Below are 23,048 nucleotides of genomic sequence, written 5' to 3'. Positions count from 1 at the left end.
GTTGCGCAATGTAGCAAGTCAGTCTGTGACCGGAGGTGGACGCCGTGTTCCGCAACGCACTGGAGCCCTGGCATCTGTTGATCGTCGGGCTCGTGATCATCGTGCTCTTCGGGTCGAAGAAGCTGCCGGACACGGCACGCTCCCTTGGCAAGTCTTTGCGCATTCTCAAGAGCGAGACGAAGGCCATGAAGGAGAGCGACGGCTCCGGCACACCACTTTAAGCATTGCGCAACTGTTCGAAATGATGGATCCGATGTGGAGGTAACAGCTGTGGGAGTTTCCCTGGGCAAGGGTGGCAACGTCTCGCTCAGCAAGGAGGCGCCGGGCCTGACCGCGGTGACGGTCGGCCTGGGCTGGGACGTGCGCACGACGACGGGCGCCGATTACGACCTCGACGCGAGCGCCCTGCTGTGCGACGCGTCCGGGAAGGTGCTCTCCGACCAGCACTTCGTCTTCTACAACAACCTCACAAGCCCCGAGGGCGCGGTCGAGCACACCGGGGACAACCTCACCGGTGAGGGCGAGGGCGACGACGAGAGCGTCAAGGTGAACCTCGCGGCCGTGCCCGCCGAGGTCGCCAAGATCGTCTTCCCGGTGTCGATCCACGACGCCGAATCGCGCGGCCAGAGCTTCGGCCAGGTCCGGGGCGCCTTCATCCGCGTCGTGAACCAGGCGGGCGGCGCAGAGATCGCCCGCTACGACCTGACCGAGGACGCCTCCACCGAGACCGCGATGGTGTTCGGCGAGCTGTACCGGCACGGCGCGGAGTGGAAGTTCCGGGCCGTCGGACAGGGCTACGCCTCGGGTCTTGCCGGCATCGCGCAGGACTTCGGCGTGAACGTCTGACGCGCCCGCACCTCTTCCCGTTCCCGCCCGACCAGAAAGCACCGCGCATGTCCGTGAACCTGGCCAAGGGCCAGCAGATCAGTCTCAGCAAGGACACCGGCGACGCGCTCACCGTCGTCCGCATGGGCCTCGGCTGGCAGGCCGCGCCCCGCAAGGGCTTCCTCGCGAAGCTGACCGGCACCCGCGAGATCGACCTCGACGCCTCGGCCGTGCTCTTCGCGGGGCCGAGCTACGTCGACGTCGTCTTCTTCCGCCACCTGGTCAGCGACGACGGCTCGGTGCGGCACAGCGGGGACAACCTCGTGGGCGGCACCGGGCAGGCCGACGACGAGTCCATCGCCGTCGACCTGCGCCGCGTGCCGCCCGAGGTGGACCAGATCGTCTTCACCGTGAACTCGTTCACCGGGCAGACCTTCGCCGAAGTGGGCAGCGCGTACTGCCGCCTCGTCGACGAGACCACCGGCGACGAACTCGCCCGGTACACCCTCACCGGCGGCGGCAGCCACACCGCGCAGATCATGGCCAAGGTCCAACGGGACGGCGCGGGCTGGAAGTTGAGAGCGATCGGGGAGCCGGCCGGCGGCCGGACCTTCCAGGACCTGATGCCCGCGATCAGCCGCCACCTGTGAGCGCGACCGTCGCCGCGCCGCCCCACGCGGCGGCGCGGCCGGTCAAGGCCCGCGACGCGTTCTACGACAACGCCAAGTACCTGGCGATCGTGCTCGTCGCGATGGGCCACGCGTGGGAGCCGCTGCGCGACGACAGCAGGGCGGCGTCCGCCCTCTACCTCATCGTGTACGCCTTCCACATGCCGGCGTTCATCGTCATCTCCGGCTACTTCTCCCGGTCGTTCGACGCGGGCCCGGGACGGCTGAAGCGCCTGATCACGGGCGTCGCCGTGCCGTACGTCGTCTTCGAGGTCGCCTACACCCTCTTCAAGCGGACGGCGGGCGACGACCCGGACTACCCGATCAGCCTGCTCGACCCCTGGTACCTGACGTGGTTCCTGATCGCGCTCTTCGTCTGGCGCCTGACCACGCCCCTGTGGAAGGTGCTGCGCCGGCCGCTGCCGTTGGCGCTCGCCATCGCGGCCCTCGCCTCGGTGTCGCCGAGCATCGGCGACGACCTGGACCTCCAACGCGTCCTGCAGTTCCTGCCGTTCTTCGTGCTGGGCCTGTGCCTGAAGCCGGAGCACTTCCGGCTGGTGCGCCGCAAGGAGGTGCGCGTCCTGTCGGTGCCGGTGTTCGCGGCGGCGCTGGTGTTCGCGTACTGGGCGGTGCCGCGGATGAACACCGCGTGGTTCTACCGCCGGGACAGCGCACAGGAGTTGGGCGCGCCCGGGTGGACCGGGGTGGTCATGACGCTCGCCATGTTCGGCTGCTCGGCGATCCTGGTCGCGTGCTTCTTCGCATGGGTGCCGGGACGGACGCTCTGGTTCACGGCGCTCGGCGCGGGCACCCTGTACGGCTACCTGCTGCACGGCTTCCTCGCGAAGGGCTCCCGCTACTGGGACTGGTACGAGCCGGCCTGGGTGCACACGCCGTGGGGCGAGATCGTGGTGACACTGATCGCCGCCACCGTGATCACGGCGCTGTGCACATCACCCGTGCGACGCGTGTTCCGGTGCGTGATGGAACCGAGGATGGAGTGGGCGTTCCAGCGGAACACGCCCGACACGGCCCGGCCTTGACCGTGTTCTAGGGTCGCCCCATGGTGACGACGATCTCGGGGTTCCCCGCCGGCTGGCCGAGCGACGAGGAGACGGCGCGCGGCGTGCAGGACGCGCTGCGCGACCGCGTCGTACGCGACGAGTCCGGACCACCGCCCGGCTCCGGAACGGTCACCGGGATCGATGTCGCGTACGACGACGAGCGGGGCGTCGTCGCCGCGGCCGCCGTCGTCCTGGACGCGGCGACGCTCGCCGTGGTCGAGGAGGCGACGGCCGTCGGGGAACTCGCCTTCCCCTACGTACCCGGGCTGCTGGCCTTCCGCGAGATCCCGGCGGTCCTCGGCGCGCTGGAGGCGCTGACCGCCGACCCCGGGCTCGTCGTCTGCGACGGCTACGGCCTCGCTCACCCGCGCCGCTTCGGCCTCGCGAGCCACCTGGGCGTGCTCACCGGGCTGCCCACCATGGGCGTCGCGAAGAACCCCTTCGCCTTCTCCCACGGCGAGTTGGGCACCCGGCGGGGGAGCGCGGCGGCCCTCCTCGACGGCGCCGAGGAGGTCGGCCGCGCGCTGCGCACCCAGGACGGCGTGAAACCGGTGTACGTGTCCGTGGGCCACCGGGTCTCGCTCGACAACGCGTGCGCGCACGCGTTGTCGCTCACACCGCGCTACCGCATCCCGGAGACGACCAGGAAGGCCGACCGCCTGTGCCGGGACGCGCTCGCCGCGGTCAGCGTTCCGCCGCGACCCGGAACGTGATCCCGGCCCTCGTCAGCCGCTCGATGAGCGCGTCGCCCATCGCGGCAGCGGTCGTCACCTGCCCCGCGGTGTCCGGGAGTTCGTCCAGGGCGAGGCACATCGCGGACTCGGCGAGCATCTTCGCGGTCTCGTCGTAGCCGGGGTCGCCGCCGGACACCTCCGTGTAGACGCGGCGCCCACCGCCCTCGCCCACGAACCGCACCGAGAACCAGCTCTTCGCCCGACGTGCCTCGTCCGGACCGTCACCCGGCTTCAACCGTCCGCCCAACCACCGCCGCACGGGCGGCACTTGGGCGGCGCCGAACAAGGCGCCCATCCCCACGACGCCGCCCACCGCGAACGGCAGCGTCTTCACCGCCGCGTAGTGCCGGTACCGGAAGTCGGGGCCGTAGCGGGCCACGGCCCGCGCCGAACGCTGCACGATCCGCGGGTCGATCGTCGGCAGCGGCAGCGCCCACGCGCCGACCTCCTTGGCGAAGCGCGGCGTGCCGGTCGGCGCGTACGCCGTGCGCTCGGTCGGGCGGGGCTCGTGGCGGCGCCGCTCCTGCTGCGCGGCGACCATCTGCCGCGCCCGCGAGAACTGGTTGAGCGCGGAGTTGAAGGTGCCGCCGGAGAACGTCGCGTTCGACCGTACGAAGCCGTCGACGCGCAGCGGCACGCCCTCCGGCAGCTGCTTCACGGTGAAGTACGCGCCCAGGTCGTGCGGCACCGAGTCGAACCCGCAGGCGTGCACGATGCGGGCGCCCGTGTCGCGTGCGGCGGCGTCGTGCCGCACATACATCTGGTCCACGAACTCCGGCTCACCGGTCAGGTCCACATAGTCGGTGCCCGCCTCCGCGCACGCGGCGACGAGCCCCTCGCCGTACTCCAGGTACGGGCCCACGGTCGTCGCCACCACGCGCGCGTTGACGGCGAGTTCGCGCAGCGACGCCCGGTCGGCGACGTCCGCGCGCACCAGCGGAAGCACCGCGCACTCCGGATTGATCTCGGTCAGCCGCTCCCGCAGCCGTTCGAGCCGCGTGGTGTCCCGCCCGGCGATCGCCCACCGCAGCCCTTCGGGCGCATGAGCCGCGAGGTACTCGGCCGTGAGCACCCCCACGAAGCCCGTCGCCCCGAACAGCACCACGTCGTACGTCCTGCTCTCCTCGTTCATGCCACCCCTTACCCACCGATGCCGGTGGCCGAGGCTAGTTCATCGAGCCCCGCTCCAGCCGCCCCGGTCGGAAATTGGCTAAGCGCTTGCTCGCCAGGGGCTTGTGCCGACCGGATCCGCTTCATAGCATCACTGGTGTTACATCAGTTGTGTCACAAGCTGGGGGCGTGCCGGGATGGCAGTAGCAGACACGAACAACAACCGCGGCCCACTCGCCGGGGTGCGCGTGGTGGAGCTCGCCGGGATCGGCCCCGGCCCCTTCGCCGCGATGCTCCTCGCCGACCTCGGCGCCGACGTCGTACGCGTCGACAGGCCCGGCGGCAGCAAGCTCGGGGTCAGCCCCGAGTACGACATCACGAACCGCAACAAGCGCTCCGTCGTCATCGACCTGAAGGCGGCCGACGGTCCCGACCGGGTGCTGCAACTCGCCGCGCGCGCCGACGTGTTGATCGAGGGCAACCGCCCCGGCGTCGCCGAACGGCTCGGCGTCGGCCCGGACGACTGCCGCGCCCGCAACCCGAAGCTGGTCTACGGCCGGATGACCGGCTGGGGCCAGGAGGGCCCGCTCGCCCAGCGCGCGGGACACGACATCGGCTACATCGCGCTCACCGGCGCCCTCGGCATGACCGGCGACCCGGACCGCCCGCCCGTCGCCCCGGCGAACCTGCTCGGCGACTACGCGGGCGGCTCCCTCTACCTCGTCGTCGGCATCCTCGCCGCCCTGCACAACGCCCGCGACACCGGCGCGGGCCAGGTCGTCGACGCCGCGATCGTCGACGGCACCGCCCACCTCAGCACGATGATCCACGGCATGCTCGCGGCCGGCGGCTGGCAGGACCGGCGCGCCGCCAACCTCCTCGACGGCGGCGCCCCGTTCTACGGAACGTACGAGACGGCCGACGGGCAGTACATGGCGGTCGGCGCTCTTGAGCAGCAGTTCTACGCCGAGTTCGGCGAACTGCTCGGCCTCGGCGAACTCGCCGACGCCCGGGGCGACCTCGGGCGCTGGGACGAGCTGCGTACGGCCGTCGCCGCGCGCTTCAAGGAACGTACGCGGGACGAGTGGACGGCCGTCTTCGAGGGCTCCGACGCCTGCGTGGCGCCCGTGCTCTCCCTCGGCGAGGCCCCGCACCACCCGCACCTCGCCGCCCGCGGCACCTTCGTCGACCACGGCGGCCTCACCCAGCCGGCCCCCGCGCCCCGCTTCTCCGACACCCCCACCAGCGTCCGTTCGGGCCCCGCCCAGCCGGGCGCCGACACGGCCGACGTCGCCCTCGACTGGGACGTACCGGATTTGAACAACACCGAAAAGAAAGGCAGTTGATCGCGAGCATGGAACGACGCCTGTTCAGCGCCGAGCACGAGGCGTTCCGCGAGACCGTGCGCACCTTCCTCGCCAAGGAGGTGACGCCGCACTACGAGCAGTGGGAGAAGGACGGCATCGTCTCCCGCGAGGCGTGGCTCGCCGCCGGGCGCCAGGGCCTGCTCGGGATCGCCGTGCCCGAGGAGTACGGGGGCGGCGGCAACGCCGACTTCCGCTACCCGGCCGTCCTCGCCGAGGAGTTCACGCGCGCGGGCGCCGCGGGCCTCGCCGTCGGCCTGCACAACGACATCATCGGCCCGTACCTCACCTCGCTCGGCACCGAGGAGCAGAAGCGGCGCTGGCTGCCCGGCTTCTGCGAGGGCTCGACCATCACGGCCATCGCCATGACCGAACCCGGCGCCGGATCGGACCTCCAGGGCATCAGGACCACCGCCGAGGACAAGGGCGACCACTGGCTGCTGAACGGCTCGAAGACCTTCATCTCGAACGGCATCCTCGCCGACCTCGTCATCGTCGTCGCCAAGACGACCCCCGAGGGCGGCGCGCACGGCCTCTCCCTCCTGGTCGTCGAGCGCGGCATGGAGGGCTTCGAGCGCGGCCGCAACCTGGACAAGATCGGCCAGAAGGCCCAGGACACCGCCGAGCTGTTCTTCAACGACGTCCGCGTCCCGAAGGAGAACCTCCTCGGCGAGCTGAACGGCGCGTTCATCCACCTCATGACGAACCTCGCGCAGGAGCGCATGGGCATCGCCGTCGCCGCGATCGCCGCCGCCGAGCACCTGCTTGAGATCACCACGGAGTACGTCAAGGAGCGCACGGCCTTCGGGCGCCCGCTCGCCGCGAAGCAGCACATCCGCTTCGAGATCGCCGAGATGGCCACCGAGTGCGCCGTCACCCGCACGTTCCTCGACCGTTGTATCGAGGACCACTCGGACGGAACGCTCGACGCCGTGCACGCCTCCATGGCGAAGTGGTGGGCGACCGAACTGCAGAAGAAGGTCGCCGACCGCTGCCTCCAACTGCACGGCGGATACGGGTACATGACCGAGTACCGCGTCGCGAAGGCGTTCACCGACGGACGCATCCAGACCATCTACGGCGGCACGACCGAGATCATGAAGGAGATCATCGGCCGCTCACTGCTGTCCTGACCGACCCTTCTCGTCCTGCCGCCCCTCTCTCCTCGTACCGCTCCTCTCTTCGTACGGCCCCTCTTCGAAAGGCACCTCCCGTGACCACAGACGCGTACGTATACGACGCGATCCGCACCCCGCGCGGCCGCGGCAAGGCCAACGGCTCCCTGCACGGCACCAAGCCGATCGACCTGGTCGTCGGCCTGATCCACGAGCTGCGCGGCCGCTTCCCCGACCTCGACCCGGCCGCCATCGACGACATCGTGCTCGGCGTCGTGGGACCGATCGGCGACCAGGGCTCCGACATCGCGCGCATCGCCGCGATCGCCGCCGGGCTGCCCGACACGGTGGCCGGCGTGCAGGAGAACCGCTTCTGTGCCTCGGGCCTCGAAGCCGTCAACCTGGCGGCGATGAAGGTCCGTTCGGGTTGGGAGGACCTCGTCCTCGCCGGTGGCGTCGAGTCGATGTCGCGCGTCCCGATGGGCTCGGACGGCGGCGCCTGGGCGATGGACCCGATGACCGCGTACGAGACCGGGTTCGTGCCGCAGGGCATCGGCGCCGACCTCATCGCCACCATCGAGGGCTTCTCGCGGCAGGACGTGGACGAGTACGCCGCCATGTCGCAGGAGCGGGCCGCCGCCGCGGTGAAGGACGGCCGGTTCGCGCGCTCGATCGTGCCGGTCAAGGACCGCAGCGGGCTCACCGTCCTCGACCACGACGAGCACCTGCGCCCCGGCACCACCGCCGACTCGCTCGGCAAGCTGAAGCCGTCGTTCAAGGACATCGGCGACCTCGGCGGCTTCGACGCGGTCGCGCTGCAGAAGTACCACTGGGTCGAGAAGATCGACCACGTGCACCACGCGGGCAACTCCTCCGGCATCGTCGACGGCGCCTCGCTCGTCGCCATCGGCTCGCGCGAGGTGGGGGAGCGCTACGAGCTGACGCCGCGCGCCCGCATCGTCTCCGTCGCGGTCTCAGGATCCGAGCCGACCATCATGCTCACCGGGCCCGCGCCCGCCTCCCGCAAGGCGCTCGCCAAGGCCGGTCTCACCATCGACGACATCGACCTCGTCGAGATCAACGAGGCGTTCGCGGCGGTCGTGCTGCGCTTCGTGAAGGACATGGGCCTGTCGCTCGACAAGGTCAACGTCAACGGCGGCGCCATCGCCCTCGGCCACCCGCTCGGCGCCACCGGCGCGATGATCCTCGGCACCCTCGTCGACGAACTGGAGCGTCAGGACAAGCGCTACGGCCTCGCCACGCTGTGCGTGGGCGGCGGCATGGGCATCGCCACCGTCGTCGAGCGCGTCTGACCACCCGGCCTCAACCCCCTTACGGAGCACCCAAGATGACTGACCTGTCGACGAGTTCCACCATCCGTTGGGAACAGGACGAGACCGGCATCGTCACGCTCGTCCTCGACGACCCCAACCAGTCCGCGAACACCATGAACCAGGCGTTCAAGGAGTCCATCGCCGCGATCGCCGACCGCGCGGAAGCGGAACTCTCCGCGAACCCCGACTCCATCCGCGGGTTCATCTACACCTCCGCCAAGAAGACCTTCTTCGCGGGCGGTGACCTCAAGGACATGATGAAGGCGGGCCCCGGGGACGCCCAGTCCGTCTTCGAGACCGGCACCGGCATCAAGAACTCGCTGCGCCGCATCGAGACCCTCGGCAAGCCGGTCGTCGCGGCCGTCAACGGCGCGGCCCTGGGCGGCGGTTACGAGATCGCCCTCGCGAGCCACCACCGCGTCGCGCTCGACGCGCCGGGCTCGAAGATCGGCCTCCCCGAGGTCACGCTCGGCCTGCTCCCCGCGGGCGGCGGCGTCACCCGCACCGTACGCCTGATGGGCATCGCCGACGCGCTCCTCAAGGTGCTGCTCCAGGGCACCCAGTACAACCCGAAGCGCGCCCTGGAGAACGGCCTGATCCACGAACTGGCCGCCACCCGCGAGGAGATGATCGAGAAGGCCCGCGCCTTCATCGACGCCAACCCGGAGTCGCAGCAGCCCTGGGACAAGCCCGGCTACCGCATCCCCGGCGGCACCCCGGCAAGCCCCAAGCTCGCCGCGAACCTCCCCGCCTTCCCGGCCAACCTGCGCAAGCAGCTGAACGGCGCCCCCTACCCGGCCCCGCGCAACATCCTCGCGGCCGCCGTCGAGGGCTCCCAGGTCGACTTCGAGAACGCCCTCGCCATCGAGGCCCGCTACTTCACCGAGCTGGTCACGGGCCAGACGGCGAAGAACATGATCCAGGCGTTCTTCTTCGACCTCCAGGCCGTGAACTCCGGCGCCAACCGCCCCAAGGGCATCGAGCCGAAGAAGGTCCGCAAGGTCGCCGTCCTCGGCGCCGGGATGATGGGCGCGGGCATCGCCTACTCCTGCGCCCGCGCGGGCATCGAGGTCGTCCTCAAGGACGTATCGGACGAGGCCGCGGCCAAGGGCAAGGGCTACTCCGAGAAGCTGTGCGCGAAGGCGGTGAAGCGCGGCCGGACGTCGCAGGAGAAGGCCGACGCGCTCCTGGCCCGCATCACGCCCGCCTCCGACCCGCAGGCCGTGGCGGGCTGCGACGCCGTCATCGAGGCCGTCTTCGAGGACCCGTCGCTCAAGCACAAGGTGTTCCAGGAGATCCAGGACATCGTCGAGCCGGACGCCCTGCTCTGCTCCAACACCTCCACGCTCCCGATCACCACCCTCGCCGAAGGCGTCGAGCGGCAGGCCGACTTCATCGGCCTGCACTTCTTCTCGCCCGTCGACAAGATGCCGCTCGTCGAGATCATCAAGGGCGAGCGCACCGGCGACGAGGCCCTGGCCCGCGCCTTCGACCTGGTCCGCCAGATCAGCAAGACGCCGATCGTCGTCAACGACAGCCGCGGCTTCTTCACGTCCCGCGTCATCGGCCACTTCATCAACGAGGGCGTCGCCATGGTCGGCGAGGGCGTCGAGCCCGCGTCGGTCGAGCAGGCGGCGGGCCAGGCCGGCTACCCGGCGAAGGTGCTCTCCCTGATGGACGAGCTGACCCTCACGCTGCCCCGCAAGATCCGCGAGGAGACGAAGGCCGCGATCGTCGAGGCCGGCGGCACGTGGGAGGAGCACCCGGCGGAGGCCGTCGTCGACCGCATGGTCGACGAGTTCGGGCGTCCTGGCCGCAGCGGGGGAGCGGGCTTCTACGAGTACGGCGAGGACGGCAAGCGCGCGGGCCTGTGGCCCGGCCTGCGCGAGCACTTCACCAAGCCCGGCACGGAGATCCCGTTCGAGGACATGAAGGAGCGGATGCTCTTCTCCGAGTCCCTCGACACGGTGCGCCTGATCGAGGAAGGCGTGCTGACGTCCGTCGCGGACGCCAACATCGGCTCCATCTTCGGCATCGGCTTCCCCGGCTGGACCGGCGGCGTGCTCCAGTACATCAACGGCTACGAGGGCGGCCCGGCCGGATTCGTCGCGCGCGCCCGCGAGCTGGCGGAGTGCTACGGCGACCGGTTCCTGCCGCCCGCGCTGCTGGTGGAGAAGGCGGAGAAGGGCGAGACGTTCAAGGACTGACGCCGGTCCGGATGTGTGCGGGAGGCGTTCCGTTCAACGCTCCGTCGTACGGAACGCCTCCCGCAGCTCCTCCTTCAAAGACCGCTGGAACGCGGTCAACAGCGCCTGAATCACCAGCGGTTGCATATGGGCCGACAGCGACTTCACGTCCTGCTCGGCCCTCTGCGCCACCTCGGTGGTGAACAGCCGCGCCAACTCCTGCGCCGCACCCCGCGAATGCTCCACGAGCACCTCGCGGGAGGCGAGGATCGCGTCCAACGACAGTGGTACGTCGAGGAGTTGGACGCCGAGCCGCAGCTGCCCGGTGTCGCAGCGGAACGCGTCCCCGGCCTGCTGCTCCAGTACGTCCATCGTGGCGAGGCGCTCCAGATCCGCGTCGGTCAGCGCCCGCCCCGCCCGCTGCTCCAACTCCTCACGCGAGAGCGTCTCGACCGCGTCCGGGGCCCAACTCGCCACCACCGCGCGGTGGATGGCCAGGTCCTGCGCGCTCAGATCGGCCGGCAGCTGCTCCAGGTAGCGCTCGATCGCGGCCAGCGTCATGCCCTGGTGCTGCAACTCCTCGATCAGCGCGAGCCGCGCGACGTGCTCAGGACCGTAGTGCCCCACCCGCCGCGGGCCGATCACCGGCGGCGGCAGCAGGCCCCGCGTGCTGTAGAAGCGGATGGTGCGCACCGTGACACCGGCGTGGGCCGCCAGTTCGTCGACGGTCAGCGTGGGGGCCGACGCCACCGTGCCGGTGCTCTCAGCGTCCTCGGTGTCCGTCGTCATCTCCGCCTCGCCGGTCGCTCGGGTTCTCGTACGGTTCCGCCGTGCGCGGCGGCTCGGCGGAACCGTACCCAACAGGTTCAACACTATTGCTGGCACACCGGGACTGTCATGCGTCCGTCATGAACTGGGGTACATCGGTACGCACATTGATACGCGCATCAGTACGGCGCCTTGAGGGCCTCCAGAGCCCGTGCGCGCACGGCGTTCTGTCGCGCCACCGGGGCGCCCGCCCGGTGCATGTCGCCCAGCTGGAAACTGGTCTCCACGACGAGCTGGACGCGTTCGTAGCGGCGCCTCATGAACCGCCGCAGCGCGTCCTCGGCGCTGCCGCCGCCCGCGAGTTCCCGCGCGAGCACGACGGCGTCCTCGATGGCCATGCCACCGCCCGACGCCAGATAGGCGCTGGTCGCGTGGGCGGCGTCGCCGATGAGGAGTGCCCGTCCCCGGTACCAGGGGTCGGGCGCGAGCAGCCCGTCGTAGTCGTTGACCACGATCCGGGTGCCGCCGCCGAGCCGTTCGCGCAGCGCCCGCGGCAGCGGAGCGGAGAAGGCGTCGAGGTTCTCCGCGACGACGCGGCGGGCCGCTTCCTGGCTCAAGCGGCCCGGCCTGGCCGGGTAGTCCCTGCCGGTGGCCAGGTACAGGCCGCCGTCACGGAGCCGGAGGAGCACGTTGAGGATGCCATCGGACTGGTAGAACCCCGGCGGGCCGACGTCGGGGACGCCGTCGACGACCCAGCGGAACATCGTGGTGCCGGTGTACCGCGGCCGGACCTCGTCGCCGAACACGTGCCGCCGGGTCGCGGAGCGCACCCCGTCCGCGCCGATCACCAGGTCGTAGGTGCGCTCCGTGCCGTCGGTGAGGCGCACGGTGGCGCCGCCGTCGTGCGTCGTCAGAGCGGTGAGAGTGGTGCCGGTGCGCACCACGGCGCCCGCGGCCTCGGCGCCGTCCCGCAGCACCCGGGCCAGCGCGGCCCGGTGGATGACGACCGCCTGGGGCAGCGCGCCCTCGGCCGGGGGCGGCACGGCCGGTGTCGGTACCGGGGCGCCTGCCGCGTCGAAGTAGCGGAAGATGTCCGCCTGGCTCCGCGCCCGTCCCTCGGCGCGGATCCGGTCGAGCAGGCCCAGCTCGTCGAGGGCGTCGATGGCCCGGTTCTGCAGCGTGATGGCCGCGCCTGCCGGGGCGTCGCGCAGTTCGAGCACGTCGCAGGCGATACCGCGGCGGCCCAGGGCGGTCGCGGCGCTGAGTCCCGCGATGCCGCCGCCGACGACGAGCGCGTTGCCGATCGCGGGCGTGGCCCCGGGCCGCGTACCGCCGTCGCGGCCCCTCACTGGTTCTTCCAGTGCCCGAAGGTGGGCGTCCGGCCGCCCGCGTCCTCGGCGAAGCACCGGTTGCGCTGCCGGCCGAGGTAGGTGATCTCGGCGTCCATGACGTCACCGTCCTTGAGGAAGCGGCCGTGGTGGGCGCCGTTCCCGGGCGGGGAGCCCATGCACACGAGGTCGCCGGGGGTGAGCCGCACCCGCTCGGAGGCGTAGGCGACGACCTGCGCCGGGTCGAAGATGTAGTCGTTGACGGGCCAGTCCTGCATCACCTCGCCGTTGACCGAGAGCCGGATCCGTACGGTGTCGTCGAGGGTCACGAACGGGGCGGGCACGATGAACGGACCGGCCGGCTTGAACGTCGGCTGGTGCTTGCCCACCCAGTCGTAGCCGAAGGGCACATCGGTGCGGCGGAAGAGGTCGACGGTGCCGAGGTCGTTGACGACCGTGTAGCCCGCGATGAGGTGCCGCGCCTCGTCCAGGTCGAGCAGTCGGCCGGTACCGCCGAGAACGATGCCCAACTCCAGCTCCCAGTCGGGCTGTTCGCCGAGCACGGGCAGGATCACGTCGTCGTGCGCGCCGGCCAGTGAGGAGTGCAGGCCCGCCCAGAGGAACGGGGTGCCCTCGCGGGCGCGGCGCTCCATCATCGCGTAGTTGCGGGCGAAGAAGTCCTCGTCGCTCTCGCCGGGGCGCCGGTTGTGCTGGTTGAACTCGTTCTTCGTCAGCATCTGGGCGACGTGGGTCTTGTAGTTCGACCCCGACAGCAGCATGTTCGGGCGGGCCAGCGGCGGGAGGGGGCGCAGGTCCGCGAGGCGCCGGGTGGCGGCGGCCGACGTGGCGGCGATGTCACCGAGCAGTTCGAAGTTGCGCGCCCAGTCGTCGAAGACCTCGTGCAGGTCCCTGAACCGGTCGGACAGGTCGACGACGCTCCCGTCGGGGTGCACGAGCGCCGGGAACGCGCGGCCGGACTCCTCGAAGGTGCCGACGGCAAAGGTCCCGGTCCGTAGACCCGTCGCCGGATCGGTGGGTTCGGGTGCTGCCTGGGAGGACAGGGCGGAGTGGGTGGTCATGTGTCGAGACTCCCTACGGTCAGGCCCCGCAGTTGGCCGAGGTACCGCTCCATGAACGGCATGCTGAAGCCGCCGGCCAGGCGCAGGGCGAAGTGATAGAGGACGAAGGGGTGGACGCCGGCCTGGAAGAGCGCGCGCAGATCGGCCGCGGCCAGCGCGGTCCGCTCGGCCTCGGTCAGATCCCGGCCGGCGAGGACGGCGTCCGGATCCGCCGTGAACCGCTCGGCGAGCCCCCGGTCGCGGGTGATCTCCCACATCACGTGACTGGTGGCGAAGCGGCTCATGACGCGACCCCCGCGGCGCCCGTGGCGGTGTCCCAGGCGAGGAACCCGGCCGGTGGTCCGAAGGTGCTGGCGACCTTGCGCGCGTAGTGCGGCACATCGCCGCCGACGGCGCCGAGGGCGAAGACGTAGTCCAGGAAACCGGGCGTTCCGCTGCCGACCTTGGCCAGCGCCTCGTAGCTGCTCTCCGCCACCAGGGTGTCCGTGTCGCCGCGGGTGATCTGGTCCCACACCCGCCGGTCCCAGGGCTGCTCGGGCCGCGTGACGAAGTCCGCCATCGCGGGGGAGCCGATGGCGTTGGACAGATGGCCGCTCGCGATGACCGCGACGCGCAGGTCCGCGGGGTGCGCCTCGATCATCTCGACGACCGCGGCGCCGAGTTCGTAGAAGCGCCGGCCCGGCGGCACCGGCGGCGCCATCACGTTGGTGAAGATCGGCACCACGGGCAGGTCCTGTTCGGGGCGGAGGAAGGTCAGCGGGACGGTGAACCCGTGGTCGAGGAGGAAGTCGTCGCTGTAGGAGAAGTCGATGCCGCGCCGCAGGCCCTGGCGCAGCAGGTGCCGGGCGACGTCGCCCTCCAGCGCGGTGTCGTAGGCCCCGACGCCGAACAGCTCCTCCTCGTGCGGGAAAGGACCCCGGGCCCGCACGGCCTTGCCGATGGAGAAGGTCGGCATGTTGTCGTAGAACCACTGGTTGAAGTGGTCGCCAGAAGCGACGACGAGTACATCGGGGCGGGCCTCGGCCAGGCGGGTCCGCAAGGTGTGGAAGTGGCCGAGTGTGCGCCGCAACGGCTCGGGCGCGTCAGCGGCGCGGGCCGCGACGCCCGGCAACGTCGGGTCGTGAGGAACGCACAACACTTGGACAACGGTGGCCATATCGCCTCCTCTTGGCAGGTCGTATCCGCGGAACGGCACAGCACGGCCGCCCGCGGGTGGGGATGGGATCGCTGCCATCGTGGGCGGTGACGGCGGCCGCGGGGAAACGGACATCGGGCATCGCAGCCATGGATCCGCTGAATGGTTCGCCGGGGCGGGCCGACGCGATCAGCGTGCCACCGCCCGCCGAACTGGGCCGGTGCATCACCGTGTTGGATGATGACCGGCACACCGGACCGGCACACCGGACCGGCACACCGGACCGGCACATCAGACCGGCACATCAGAACCTCGGAACCGCGGAGGGAGCCCGCATGACCTCGGACCCGAACTCCCCCTCCACGGCCCACTGCACCCCCTCCCCGGCCCCCGCCGCGGGCGCCCCGCAGCACCACAGCCTGCTCCGCAGCCAGGACCTGGTCTCGCTGCCGGTGCTGCGGGCGCTCCTGCGCGAGCGCAACGTGACGCGCGCCGGGGAGACGGTCGGCCTCACGCAGTCGGCGGCGAGCAACGCGCTGGCCCGGCTGCGCCGACGCTTCGGCGACGAACTGCTCGTGCGCGTCGGAAGGACGTACGAGCTCACGCCCTTCGCCCGTGGGCTGCTGGAGCGGGCGGACGAGGCGTTCGATGCCGCGGAACGCGTCTTTGAGGACCCGTTCGACGCGGCGACGAGCGACCGCGAGTTCACGCTCGCGCTCTCCGACTACTCTCTGGCGGTGCTGAGTTCGACGCTCGTCCCCCTGCTGCGACGGGAGGCCCCGGCCGTCCGGCTGTGCCTGGAACAGCTGAGCCCGCGCACGAGTGGCGACTTCGAGGATCTGCTGCGGCACTCCGACGGGGTGGTCCTGCCCCCGGACTTCATACGCGGACATCCGAGCGTCCGGCTCCTCCGGGACCACTGGGTGTGCGTCGTCGGCAGCGCGGCGCCGGTGGGGGAGGCGGTCACCAACGAGGACGTGGCGAAGCTGCCCTGGGTTTCCCCCTTCGGCCCGTCCCTGAACTCGAGCGCCCCACCGATGCGTCAATTCCGGACCCTGGGAAGGGAACCCCGCATCGAGGTCTCCGTCGACAGCTTCCAGTCCGTGCCCCTGCTGGTCGCCGGCACCGACCGCATCGCCTTCGTCCCGGGACGGATGGCGGAGCGGCTCGCCGGCACGCCCGGCATCCGGATCCTGCCGAGTCCGCTCGCCATCAACGAGCATCTGCTGTCGCTGTACTGGGACGCCAGTGAAACGAACGACCCCGGACACCGCTGGTTCCGTGGCGCGCTGCGCCGGGCGGCCGCCGAGGCGATGAAGAAGGCCCCACCCGAGGAGCTCCCGACCGCGTGACGCCCTATACGCCCCCTCCGGTTGCACGTCCAGGGGTGTGTCGCCATGTGAGAAGCGCCGCTATGTGATCTCCGCCACCGCATCCGGGGGGATCTTCGGGGAAGGTGCACCGACGGTCCGCACGCTGTCAGGGGCGATGCGGGCCGATGCACGTTCCGGACCCCGGCGGCCCCCACGTCGCCGGGCACCACAGAGTGGAACCCCTCTCGTGAGCAAGGACGCCGTCAACACGGCCACGGACGCATCGCGCACAGATGCCTCCCAGGCGCCCGCCGACGCGGGCGACGCCGGCTACAGCAAGGCCCTCAAGAGCCGCCACATCAACATGATCGCCATCGGCGGCGCGATCGGCACCGGACTCTTCCTCGGTGCCGGCGGCCGGCTGCACGACGCGGGCCCCGCCCTCGTCTTCGCCTATCTGATCTGCGGGGTCTTCGCGTACTTCGTCGTGCGCGCCCTCGGCGAAATGGTCGTCTACCGGCCCTCATCCGGTTCCTTCGTGTCGTACGCGCGCGAGTTCCTCGGTGAGAAGGGCGCCTACGTCGCCGGCTGGATGTACTTCCTGAACTGGTCGATGACGGGCATCGCGGACATCACCGCGGTCGCGCTCTACACCCAGTACTGGAGCGCCTTCACGAGCATCCCGCAGTGGGTGCTCGCGCTGATCGCGCTCGCGGTCGTGCTCGCCGTGAACCTCGTCTCCGTGAAGTACTTCGGCGAGATGGAGTTCTGGTTCTCGATCATCAAGGTGGCCACCCTCGTGGCCTTCCTGTTCGTGGGCATCTTCCTCGTCGCCACGCAGCACCCCATCGACGGCCACACACCAGGCCTGCACCTGATCACGGACAACGGCGGCTGGATGCCGAGCGGCACCATGGCCGTGGTCCTCGTGATGCAAGGTGTCGTCTTCGCGTACGCGGCCCTCGAACTGGTCGGCGTCGCGGCGGGCGAGACCGCCGAGCCGCAGAAGGTCGTCCCGCGCGCCGTGAACTCGATCATGTGGCGCGTCGGCCTGTTCTACTGCGGTTCGGTGCTGCTGCTCGCGCTGCTGCTGCCCGCCACGACGTACAGCTCCGGCGAGAGCCCCTTCGTGACGCTGTTCTCGAAGCTGGGCGTCGGCGGCGTCGGCGACATCATGAACCTGGTGGTCCTCACCGCCGCCATGTCCTCGCTGAACTCCGGCCTCTACTCCACGGGCCGCATCCTGCGCTCCATGGCCATGGCGGGCTCCGCCCCGAAGTTCACCGCCAAGATGAACAAGAACCAGGTCCCCTTCGGCGGCATCCTGCTCACCGCGGGCGTCGGCGTCCTGGGCGTCGGCCTGAACTACCTGCTCCCGGCCGAGGCCTTCGACATCGTCATCGAGGTCTCCTCGATCGGCATCATCGGCACCTGGATCATGATCATGGTCGCGCACCTGGCGTTCGTCCGCCGGTCCAAGCAGGGCCTGGTCGAGCGCCCGAAGTTCCGCCTCCCGTTCTCCCCGGTCACCGAGATCGTCACCATCGTCTTCTTCCTCGCCGTGCTCGCACTGATGTGGAACGACGCGGAGACCGGCCGCAAGACGCTCATGCTGATCCCGGTCATCGCGGTGCTGCTCTTCATCGGCTGGTTCCGCGTGCGCCGCAATGTCGACCGCGTGGCGTCGCAGGAACTGACGAAGGTCACCGACGGCGACTGAGCCACCTCCTCTCCCTCCCCACGGGGCCCCGACGCACACGGCGCGTTGGGGCCCCGTGCCATGCGGGTAGGACACAGGCATGGCGCTGGTTCCGTGGGACGTGCATGTCAAGGTCGGGCAGTTGGCCGCACTCGCCGCGGCGGTGGCGGCGGCCCTGTTCACCACCGCCCGCCGCCGCCCACCCACCACCCCGCCCCCACCCAAGACACCCCCAGCCGCGACCCCACTCCCGGCCCAGGTGGTCCCCTGCCGGTCGGCACCGACCGCGACAGCGGCCATCACCGACCTGTGCACCTGCGTCTCCGAACTGGCCTCGGACCTGGCGAAGCGGTACGGGGACGAGTCGTAGGAGATCGCTGAGGCACCCTTGCTGTATGAAGCAGCACGCCCCGGACCCGCCTCCACCCCCGCCCGGCGGCATCCTCTGGGAGACGGCGGGCGACATCCGCGCCCTGCTCGCGCTCCCCGCCGCGTTCGTGCTCCAGGTCGCGCACCCCGCCGTCGGCGCCGGCGTCGACGACCACTCGGTGTTCCGCACCGACCCCTGGGGCCGCGGCGCACGCTCACTGACCTCGGTCATGCTCTGGGTCTACGGCGGCGAGGCCGCGGCCGAGGAGGGCCGCAGGCTGCGCCGCCTCCACCGCACCATCCAGGGCACCGACCCGCACGGCCGCCGCTACCACGCCCTCACCCCCGCCTACTACGCCTGGGTCCACGCCACCGGCTACCCCGTCTCCCGCTACGCCCGGCGCTACTTCGCCACCCCGTTCACACCGGAGGAGGACGAGCGGTTCTACGCGGAGTGGCTGATGGTCGGCCGCATCCTCGGCATCCACGACCGGGACATGCCCCAGACGACCGCGGAGTTCTGGCCGTACTACCGCAAGATGCTGAGCGAGGAGGTCGAGCGGAACGCGGTGGTGGACGAGCTGACGGCGAAGAACCGCCCCCTCCCGCCGCCACCGGGCCACCACCCGTTCCTGAGCCCCCTTTGGCCACTCCTCCGCCCGGCCATCACCCGCACCATGAGCTTCCTCTCCACCGGCCTCCTCCCACCGGAGGCACGGGACGCCATCGGCCTCCCGTGGACCCCACGCCAGGAACGGCGCTTGCGGCGCTTCGCGCTACTGGTGCGGTGGACAGCACCACGCCTCCCGGAACGCTTCCGCTACCTGCCACTGGCACGCCGGGCCAGATCAAGCCCCGCCAATTCAAGCCCCTGCGGCGATTGAGCAGCGGGGCCCGGGGCAGAGCCCCGCGCCCGTAACGTCGGTTCGGCAATTCAAGCCCCGCCGGCGATTGAGGCGCGGGGCCCGGGGCAGAGCCCCGCGACCGCAACCACGGCACGCCGAACTCAGGCCCCGGCCTGAAGCCGCAACCCCGCCAAGGTCAGATCAAGCGCGGCGAGAAACTGCTCCCGGTCGTCATGGACCGCGAACTCGTCGGCGACCTGACGCACGAACGGGAACTCCTCCGCGTCGAGCGACCGCCACGTCTCGGCGAACTGCCCGAGGTACGCCTCCCGGTCCACCTCCCCGTCCAGCAGCCGCTGGGGAATCTCCATCCCCAGATCGGCCGCCGTACCGACCACCACACCCGTGATCGCCGAAACGGCGTGGAACCGCTGCCGCGTCGTGAGGCCGAGCCGCAACGTCTGCCGCCCGAGCCTGTCGTACAGCCGCAGCGAGTTGCCCTGCACGTCGGTGTTGCGCATGAAGTACGCGGACAGCCACGGCCGGTCCACGATCGCGTCGAACAGCGTGACGGCCATCGCGCGCAGGTCGGCGACGGCGTCGTCGCTGTCCGGCAGCTCCTCCACGGTGGCAAGGACACCGCCGATCGCGTGGTCGGTGGCGCGGTCGAGGAGCTCGTCCTTGTTCTGGACGTACCAGTAGATCGTGCCGACGCCCGTGCCGAGCCGGGCGGCGAGGGCGCGGAACGTCAGCGCGGACCCACCGGCCTCGTCGAGCACGGCCACGGCCGCGTCGAGCACGGCCTCCATCGAGTGCGAAGCGCGTCGGCGCCCCCGGGAGGACGCTGCGGCGGCGGAGCGGGTCGGCGGGGGTGTCATGACATCCATCCAAGCACAACTTGCCTCCACATCGAACATGGTTCTACAGTAGAACCACGTTCGAACATCGAACCATGTTCTATGATCGAGCGCCGTTCGACTCTCGACGGCGTTCACCGTTCAGAAAGGAGGCCGGTCATGACTGCCACCACCGAAACCGGGCCCGTTTCCACCCGGACCTACACATCCCTGCGGGCTGCATGGATCCCGCTGGCCGCTCTCTGCCTGGCCTTCTTCGTCGAGATGGTCGACAACACGCTGCTCTCGATCGCGCTGCCCACCATCGGCCGCGACCTCGGCAGCGGCACGACCGCCCTGCAATGGGTCACCAGCGCCTACTCACTGACGTTCGGCGGCCTGCTGCTCACGGCGGGATCCATGGCCGACCGACTCGGGCGCCGCCGCGTCCTGCTCGTCGGCCTCGCCGTCTTCGGCGTGTTGAGCCTCGCCGTCGTCGCTGTCGACTCCACCGGGCAGCTCATCGCCCTGCGGGCCGGACTCGGCGTCGCCGCCGCGGCCATGGCCCCCATCACCAACTCGCTCGTCTTCCGCCTCTTCGACGACCAGGCGCTGCGGATGCGCGCGATGACCCTGATGATCGTCGTCGGCATGTCCGGGTTCATCCTCGGCCCGCTGCTCGGCGGCACCGCGCTCGCCCACGTCAGCTGGCAGTGGCTGCTGCTGATCAACGCGCCGATCGCGCTCATCGCGGCGATCGGCGTGCGGTTCGGTGTCGCGCCCGACCGGCGCGAGGACCTCACCGACGACCGGCTCGACCTGCCGGGCGCCGTCCTGAGCGTGCTCACCATCGGCCTGGCCTGCTACGCGCTGACCAGCGGCGTCGAGCACGGCTGGCTCTCCGCTGCCACGCTCGGCTCGGTCCTGGGCGCGGCAGTCGCGGGCCTCGCGTTCGTGGGGCACGAGCGCCGCAGCAAGGCCCCCATGCTGGACCTCAAGATCTTCTCGAACGGCACCGTGCGCGGCGCCGCCCTCGCGCAGATCGGCACGTCCGTCGCGATGGCCGGCGTGATGTTCGGGCTGATCCTGCACTTCCAGTACGCCTACGGGTGGAGCCCCGTGCGGGCCGGCCTGGCGAACCTGCCGCTCATCCTGACCATGATCGCGGCGACGCCGCTCTCGGAGTGGCTCGCCAAGAGGTTCGGCCACCGCGTCGCCTGCCTCGTCGGCGCGGCCTGCCTGACCGTGGCGCTGGCCGGCCTCGCCTGGGGCGTCGACCACGGGTACGCCGTCATCGCGGCCTGCATGGTCGTGATGACCATCGGGCTGCGCACGGTCATGACCATCTGCGCCATCGCCCTGGTCGAGGCGATGCCGGAGAACCGCACCTCGATCGGCACCGCGCTCAACGACACCGCCCAGGAGGTCGGCACCAGCGTCGGCACCGCCGTCGTCGGCACCCTGATCGCCGCACTGGTCACCACCCAGCTGCCCGCGGGCGTCTGGAGCAGCGACCTCGTGCAGTCCTTCTTCCACGGCGAGCGCATCACCTACGCCGTACTCGCCGTCATCGTCGGGCTGATCGCGGCGGGCGGCGCGCTCACCCTCACGAACTCGCACGCCACCGAAGAACCGGCCTGAGGCGTCCGGTGCGGGCGAGCGCTGAGCCGTGACCTCTCAGTGCTCGCCGTGCACCCCGTTCGTGGCGGCGATCCGCTTCCACGACTTGGGCTGAACCGGCTCCGTCGCCGCCCTCGCGGCAGGCGCGGCCGGCTTCGACGGCTCGTACAGCCACGTGTCGAACAGCTCGCCCAACGGCTTCCCGGACACCTTCTCCGCGTACGCCCGGAAGTCGGAGACGCTCGCGTTGCCGTACGCGTGCTGCAGCGGCCACCCCTTCAAAATCGCGAAGAAGTCCTTCTCGCCCACCGCGTTGCGCAACGCCTGAATCGCCATCGCCCCCCGGTCGTACACGGCCGCCGCGAACTGGTTCTCCGCCCCCGGATCCCCCGGCTTCACCGTCCAGAACGCGTCGTCCGCCGGATGCTGCTCGTACGCGTAGTCGGCGAGCTCCTGCGCCGTGCCCTCGCCCTCCTTCTCCGACCACAGCCACTGCGCGTACCGGGCGAACCCTTCGTTGATCCAGATGTCCTTCCACCCGCGCACGGAGACACTGTCGCCGTACCACTGGTGCGCCAACTCGTGTACCACAACGGACACGTTGGACCCGCTCGCGAACTGCTTCGGGGAATAGAACGGCCGCGTCTGCGTCTCGAGCGCGAAGCCGGACGGCACGTTCGGTACGTACCCGCCCAGCGCCTCGAACGGATACTTCCCGTAGACCGACTCCAGCCACTCGGCGACCTCGGTCGTCCGCTCCACGCTCGCCTTCGCCGCGCCCTCGTTCGCGCCGAGGTCCTTGCTGTACGCGTTGATGACGGGCAGCCCGTCCGCGGTCCTGTCGGTGGTGATGTCGAACTTGCCGACCGCGAGCGTCGCCAGATACGTCGCCTGCGGATGGCTCGACCGCCAGTTGAACCGCGTCCACCCCAGCTTCGAACTCTGCGACTGCAAGGTCCCGTTGGAGATCGCCTGCGTACCGTCCGGCACCGCGACCGACACGTCGTACGTGGCCTTGTCGAGCGGGTGGTCGTTGGAGGGGAACCACCAGGCCGCCGACTCCGCCTCGTTGGCGAGGACGATGCCGTCCGGGGTGCGCTGCGGCGACGTGAAGCCCCACAGCTCCACGTCGGTCGGCTTGCCCGCGTACTTCACGACGACCGTGAACGGCGTGCCCTTCGGCAGCCCGGCCGCCGGGGTCACCTCCAGCTCCTGCTCGCCCGACTTCGCGAACTTCGCCCGCTTCCCGTTGACCAGGACCTCGCTCGCGGTGAGCCCGAAGTCGAGGTCGAAGCGCGACAGGTCCTGCGTGGAGGAGGCGAGGATCGTCGCCGTGCCCTCCAACTGGTCCGTCTTCGGCTGGTACTTGAGGCGCAGGTCGTAATGGGAGACGTCGTAGCCGCCGTTCCCGTACGTCGGGTAGTAGGGGTCGCCGATGCCCGCGGCCCCTGGTTCGAAGTCGGCGGCCGACGCCGGGATCGCCAGCAGGAGGGCGGCCGCGAACGCGCCGGGGACGACGAGTCTGCGATATCTGCGCTGCACGAGAACTCCAAGTCGTAGGGGTGTCACGACAGTTCGGAACCGACAGTGCGGAACCACTCAGCAGCCTATTCAGCACCTCGGGCCCCGCCCCTGTCCATGGCCGCACCAGCCACA

At 70.6% G+C, this 23,048-nt stretch carries 21 protein-coding genes and 1 pseudogene; 14 read left to right on the top strand and 8 right to left on the bottom strand.

What is annotated here, in order from left to right; translation table 11 throughout:
* Positions 1-44: 44 nt before the first annotated feature.
* The 5 genes and pseudogenes from tatA to RBJ65_RS06620 all read left to right on the top strand — a co-directional run.
* Positions 45-206, top strand: a pseudogene (gene tatA, locus RBJ65_RS06640) (Sec-independent protein translocase subunit TatA); the annotation flags it as partial.
* A gap of 64 nt (positions 207-270) precedes the next feature.
* Positions 271-846 (top strand): TerD family protein, encoded by a 576-nt coding sequence (locus RBJ65_RS06635; protein WP_306316599.1) that lies wholly within the window; start codon positions 271-273, stop codon positions 844-846.
* Positions 847-893: 47 nt separating this feature from the next.
* A complete protein-coding gene (locus RBJ65_RS06630) occupies positions 894-1,475 on the top strand; it encodes a TerD family protein (RefSeq protein ID WP_306316600.1) in 582 nt (193 codons plus the stop codon).
* Positions 1,472-2,536, top strand: coding sequence for an acyltransferase family protein (locus RBJ65_RS06625; protein WP_306316601.1), 1,065 nt, complete (start codon positions 1,472-1,474; stop codon positions 2,534-2,536). Before RBJ65_RS06630 ends, RBJ65_RS06625 begins: the two co-directional genes overlap by 4 nt.
* 20 nt (positions 2,537-2,556) lie before the next feature.
* Positions 2,557-3,270 (top strand): endonuclease V, encoded by a 714-nt coding sequence (locus RBJ65_RS06620; protein WP_306316602.1) that lies wholly within the window; start codon positions 2,557-2,559, stop codon positions 3,268-3,270.
* Here RBJ65_RS06620 and RBJ65_RS06615 read toward each other — a convergent pair.
* A complete protein-coding gene (locus RBJ65_RS06615) occupies positions 3,242-4,423 on the bottom strand; it encodes a trans-acting enoyl reductase family protein (RefSeq protein WP_306316603.1) in 1,182 nt (393 codons plus the stop codon). The genes RBJ65_RS06620 and RBJ65_RS06615 overlap by 29 nt on opposite strands.
* Positions 4,424-4,598: 175 nt before the next feature.
* On the opposite strand from RBJ65_RS06615, the gene RBJ65_RS06610 reads away from it, so the two are divergent.
* The 4 genes from RBJ65_RS06610 (at position 4,599) to RBJ65_RS06595 (ending at position 10,421) form a co-directional block, all read left to right on the top strand.
* Positions 4,599-5,747: a CaiB/BaiF CoA-transferase family protein gene (locus tag RBJ65_RS06610; RefSeq protein WP_306316604.1), complete on the top strand. Its 1,149-nt coding sequence runs from the start codon at positions 4,599-4,601 to the stop codon at positions 5,745-5,747.
* An 8-nt stretch (positions 5,748-5,755) separates the two neighbouring features.
* Entirely contained in the window at positions 5,756-6,898 is a 1,143-nt protein-coding gene (locus RBJ65_RS06605; RefSeq protein ID WP_306316605.1) for an acyl-CoA dehydrogenase family protein, read from the top strand.
* An 80-nt stretch (positions 6,899-6,978) separates the two neighbouring features.
* Complete coding sequence (locus RBJ65_RS06600) at positions 6,979-8,193, top strand: acetyl-CoA C-acetyltransferase (protein ID WP_306316606.1); 1,215 nt, start codon at positions 6,979-6,981, stop codon at positions 8,191-8,193.
* Positions 8,194-8,237: 44 nt separating this feature from the next.
* Positions 8,238-10,421 carry a 3-hydroxyacyl-CoA dehydrogenase NAD-binding domain-containing protein gene (locus RBJ65_RS06595; protein WP_306316725.1) on the top strand — a complete coding sequence of 728 codons (2,184 nt, stop codon included), beginning with the start codon at positions 8,238-8,240 and terminating at the stop codon, positions 10,419-10,421.
* Positions 10,422-10,454: 33 nt separating this feature from the next.
* On the opposite strand, the gene RBJ65_RS06590 is transcribed toward RBJ65_RS06595, so the two are convergent.
* The 5 genes from RBJ65_RS06590 to RBJ65_RS06570 all read right to left on the bottom strand — a co-directional run bounded on the left by RBJ65_RS06590 (position 10,455) and on the right by RBJ65_RS06570 (position 14,731).
* Positions 10,455-11,189, bottom strand: a complete 735-nt coding sequence (locus RBJ65_RS06590) for a helix-turn-helix domain-containing protein (RefSeq protein ID WP_306316607.1) — start codon at positions 11,187-11,189, stop codon at positions 10,455-10,457.
* Positions 11,190-11,347: 158 nt separating this feature from the next.
* Positions 11,348-12,517 (bottom strand): FAD-dependent oxidoreductase, encoded by a 1,170-nt coding sequence (locus tag RBJ65_RS06585; RefSeq protein WP_306316608.1) that lies wholly within the window; start codon positions 12,515-12,517, stop codon positions 11,348-11,350.
* Positions 12,514-13,575, bottom strand: coding sequence for a fumarylacetoacetate hydrolase family protein (locus tag RBJ65_RS06580; protein WP_306316609.1), 1,062 nt, complete (start codon positions 13,573-13,575; stop codon positions 12,514-12,516). The genes RBJ65_RS06585 and RBJ65_RS06580 overlap by 4 nt, the downstream gene beginning before the upstream one ends.
* Positions 13,572-13,859 carry a hypothetical protein gene (locus RBJ65_RS06575; RefSeq protein WP_306316610.1) on the bottom strand — a complete coding sequence of 96 codons (288 nt, stop codon included), beginning with the start codon at positions 13,857-13,859 and terminating at the stop codon, positions 13,572-13,574. The genes RBJ65_RS06580 and RBJ65_RS06575 overlap by 4 nt, the downstream gene beginning before the upstream one ends.
* Entirely contained in the window at positions 13,856-14,731 is an 876-nt protein-coding gene (locus tag RBJ65_RS06570) for a hypothetical protein (protein WP_306316611.1), read from the bottom strand. The genes RBJ65_RS06575 and RBJ65_RS06570 overlap by 4 nt, the downstream gene beginning before the upstream one ends.
* Positions 14,732-15,045: 314 nt before the next feature.
* Between RBJ65_RS06570 and RBJ65_RS06565 the strand changes: the two genes are divergently transcribed.
* From RBJ65_RS06565 to RBJ65_RS06550, 4 genes are all read left to right on the top strand, one after another.
* Complete coding sequence (locus RBJ65_RS06565) at positions 15,046-16,062, top strand: LysR family transcriptional regulator (RefSeq protein ID WP_306316612.1); 1,017 nt, start codon at positions 15,046-15,048, stop codon at positions 16,060-16,062.
* Between the two features lie 208 nt (positions 16,063-16,270).
* Entirely contained in the window at positions 16,271-17,743 is a 1,473-nt protein-coding gene (locus RBJ65_RS06560; RefSeq protein WP_306316613.1) for an amino acid permease, read from the top strand.
* A gap of 79 nt (positions 17,744-17,822) precedes the next feature.
* Positions 17,823-18,092, top strand: coding sequence for a hypothetical protein (locus RBJ65_RS06555; RefSeq protein WP_306316614.1), 270 nt, complete (start codon positions 17,823-17,825; stop codon positions 18,090-18,092).
* Between the two features lie 25 nt (positions 18,093-18,117).
* The gene (locus tag RBJ65_RS06550) at positions 18,118-18,975 is read left to right on the top strand and encodes an oxygenase MpaB family protein (protein ID WP_306316615.1); all 858 of its coding nucleotides are present in this window, start codon (positions 18,118-18,120) and stop codon (positions 18,973-18,975) included.
* 122 nt (positions 18,976-19,097) lie between these two features.
* Here the strand turns inward: RBJ65_RS06550 and RBJ65_RS06545 are convergent, their stop codons facing one another.
* Positions 19,098-19,745, bottom strand: coding sequence for a TetR/AcrR family transcriptional regulator (locus RBJ65_RS06545; RefSeq protein WP_306316726.1), 648 nt, complete (start codon positions 19,743-19,745; stop codon positions 19,098-19,100).
* Between the two features lie 207 nt (positions 19,746-19,952).
* Here RBJ65_RS06545 and RBJ65_RS06540 point away from each other — a divergent pair, with 207 nt between their 5' ends.
* Positions 19,953-21,413, top strand: a complete 1,461-nt coding sequence (locus tag RBJ65_RS06540) for an MFS transporter (RefSeq protein ID WP_306316616.1) — start codon at positions 19,953-19,955, stop codon at positions 21,411-21,413.
* A gap of 36 nt (positions 21,414-21,449) precedes the next feature.
* Here RBJ65_RS06540 and RBJ65_RS06535 read toward each other — a convergent pair whose 3' ends face one another.
* Positions 21,450-22,934, bottom strand: coding sequence for a M1 family metallopeptidase (locus RBJ65_RS06535; protein WP_306316617.1), 1,485 nt, complete (start codon positions 22,932-22,934; stop codon positions 21,450-21,452).
* Between the last annotated feature and the right edge of the window lie 114 nt (positions 22,935-23,048).

It is taken from the genome of Streptomyces sp. KL109B (assembly GCF_030766935.1).
Taxonomy (GTDB): domain Bacteria; phylum Actinomycetota; class Actinomycetes; order Streptomycetales; family Streptomycetaceae; genus Streptomyces.
This window is presented reverse-complemented; position numbering and strand designations above follow the sequence as displayed.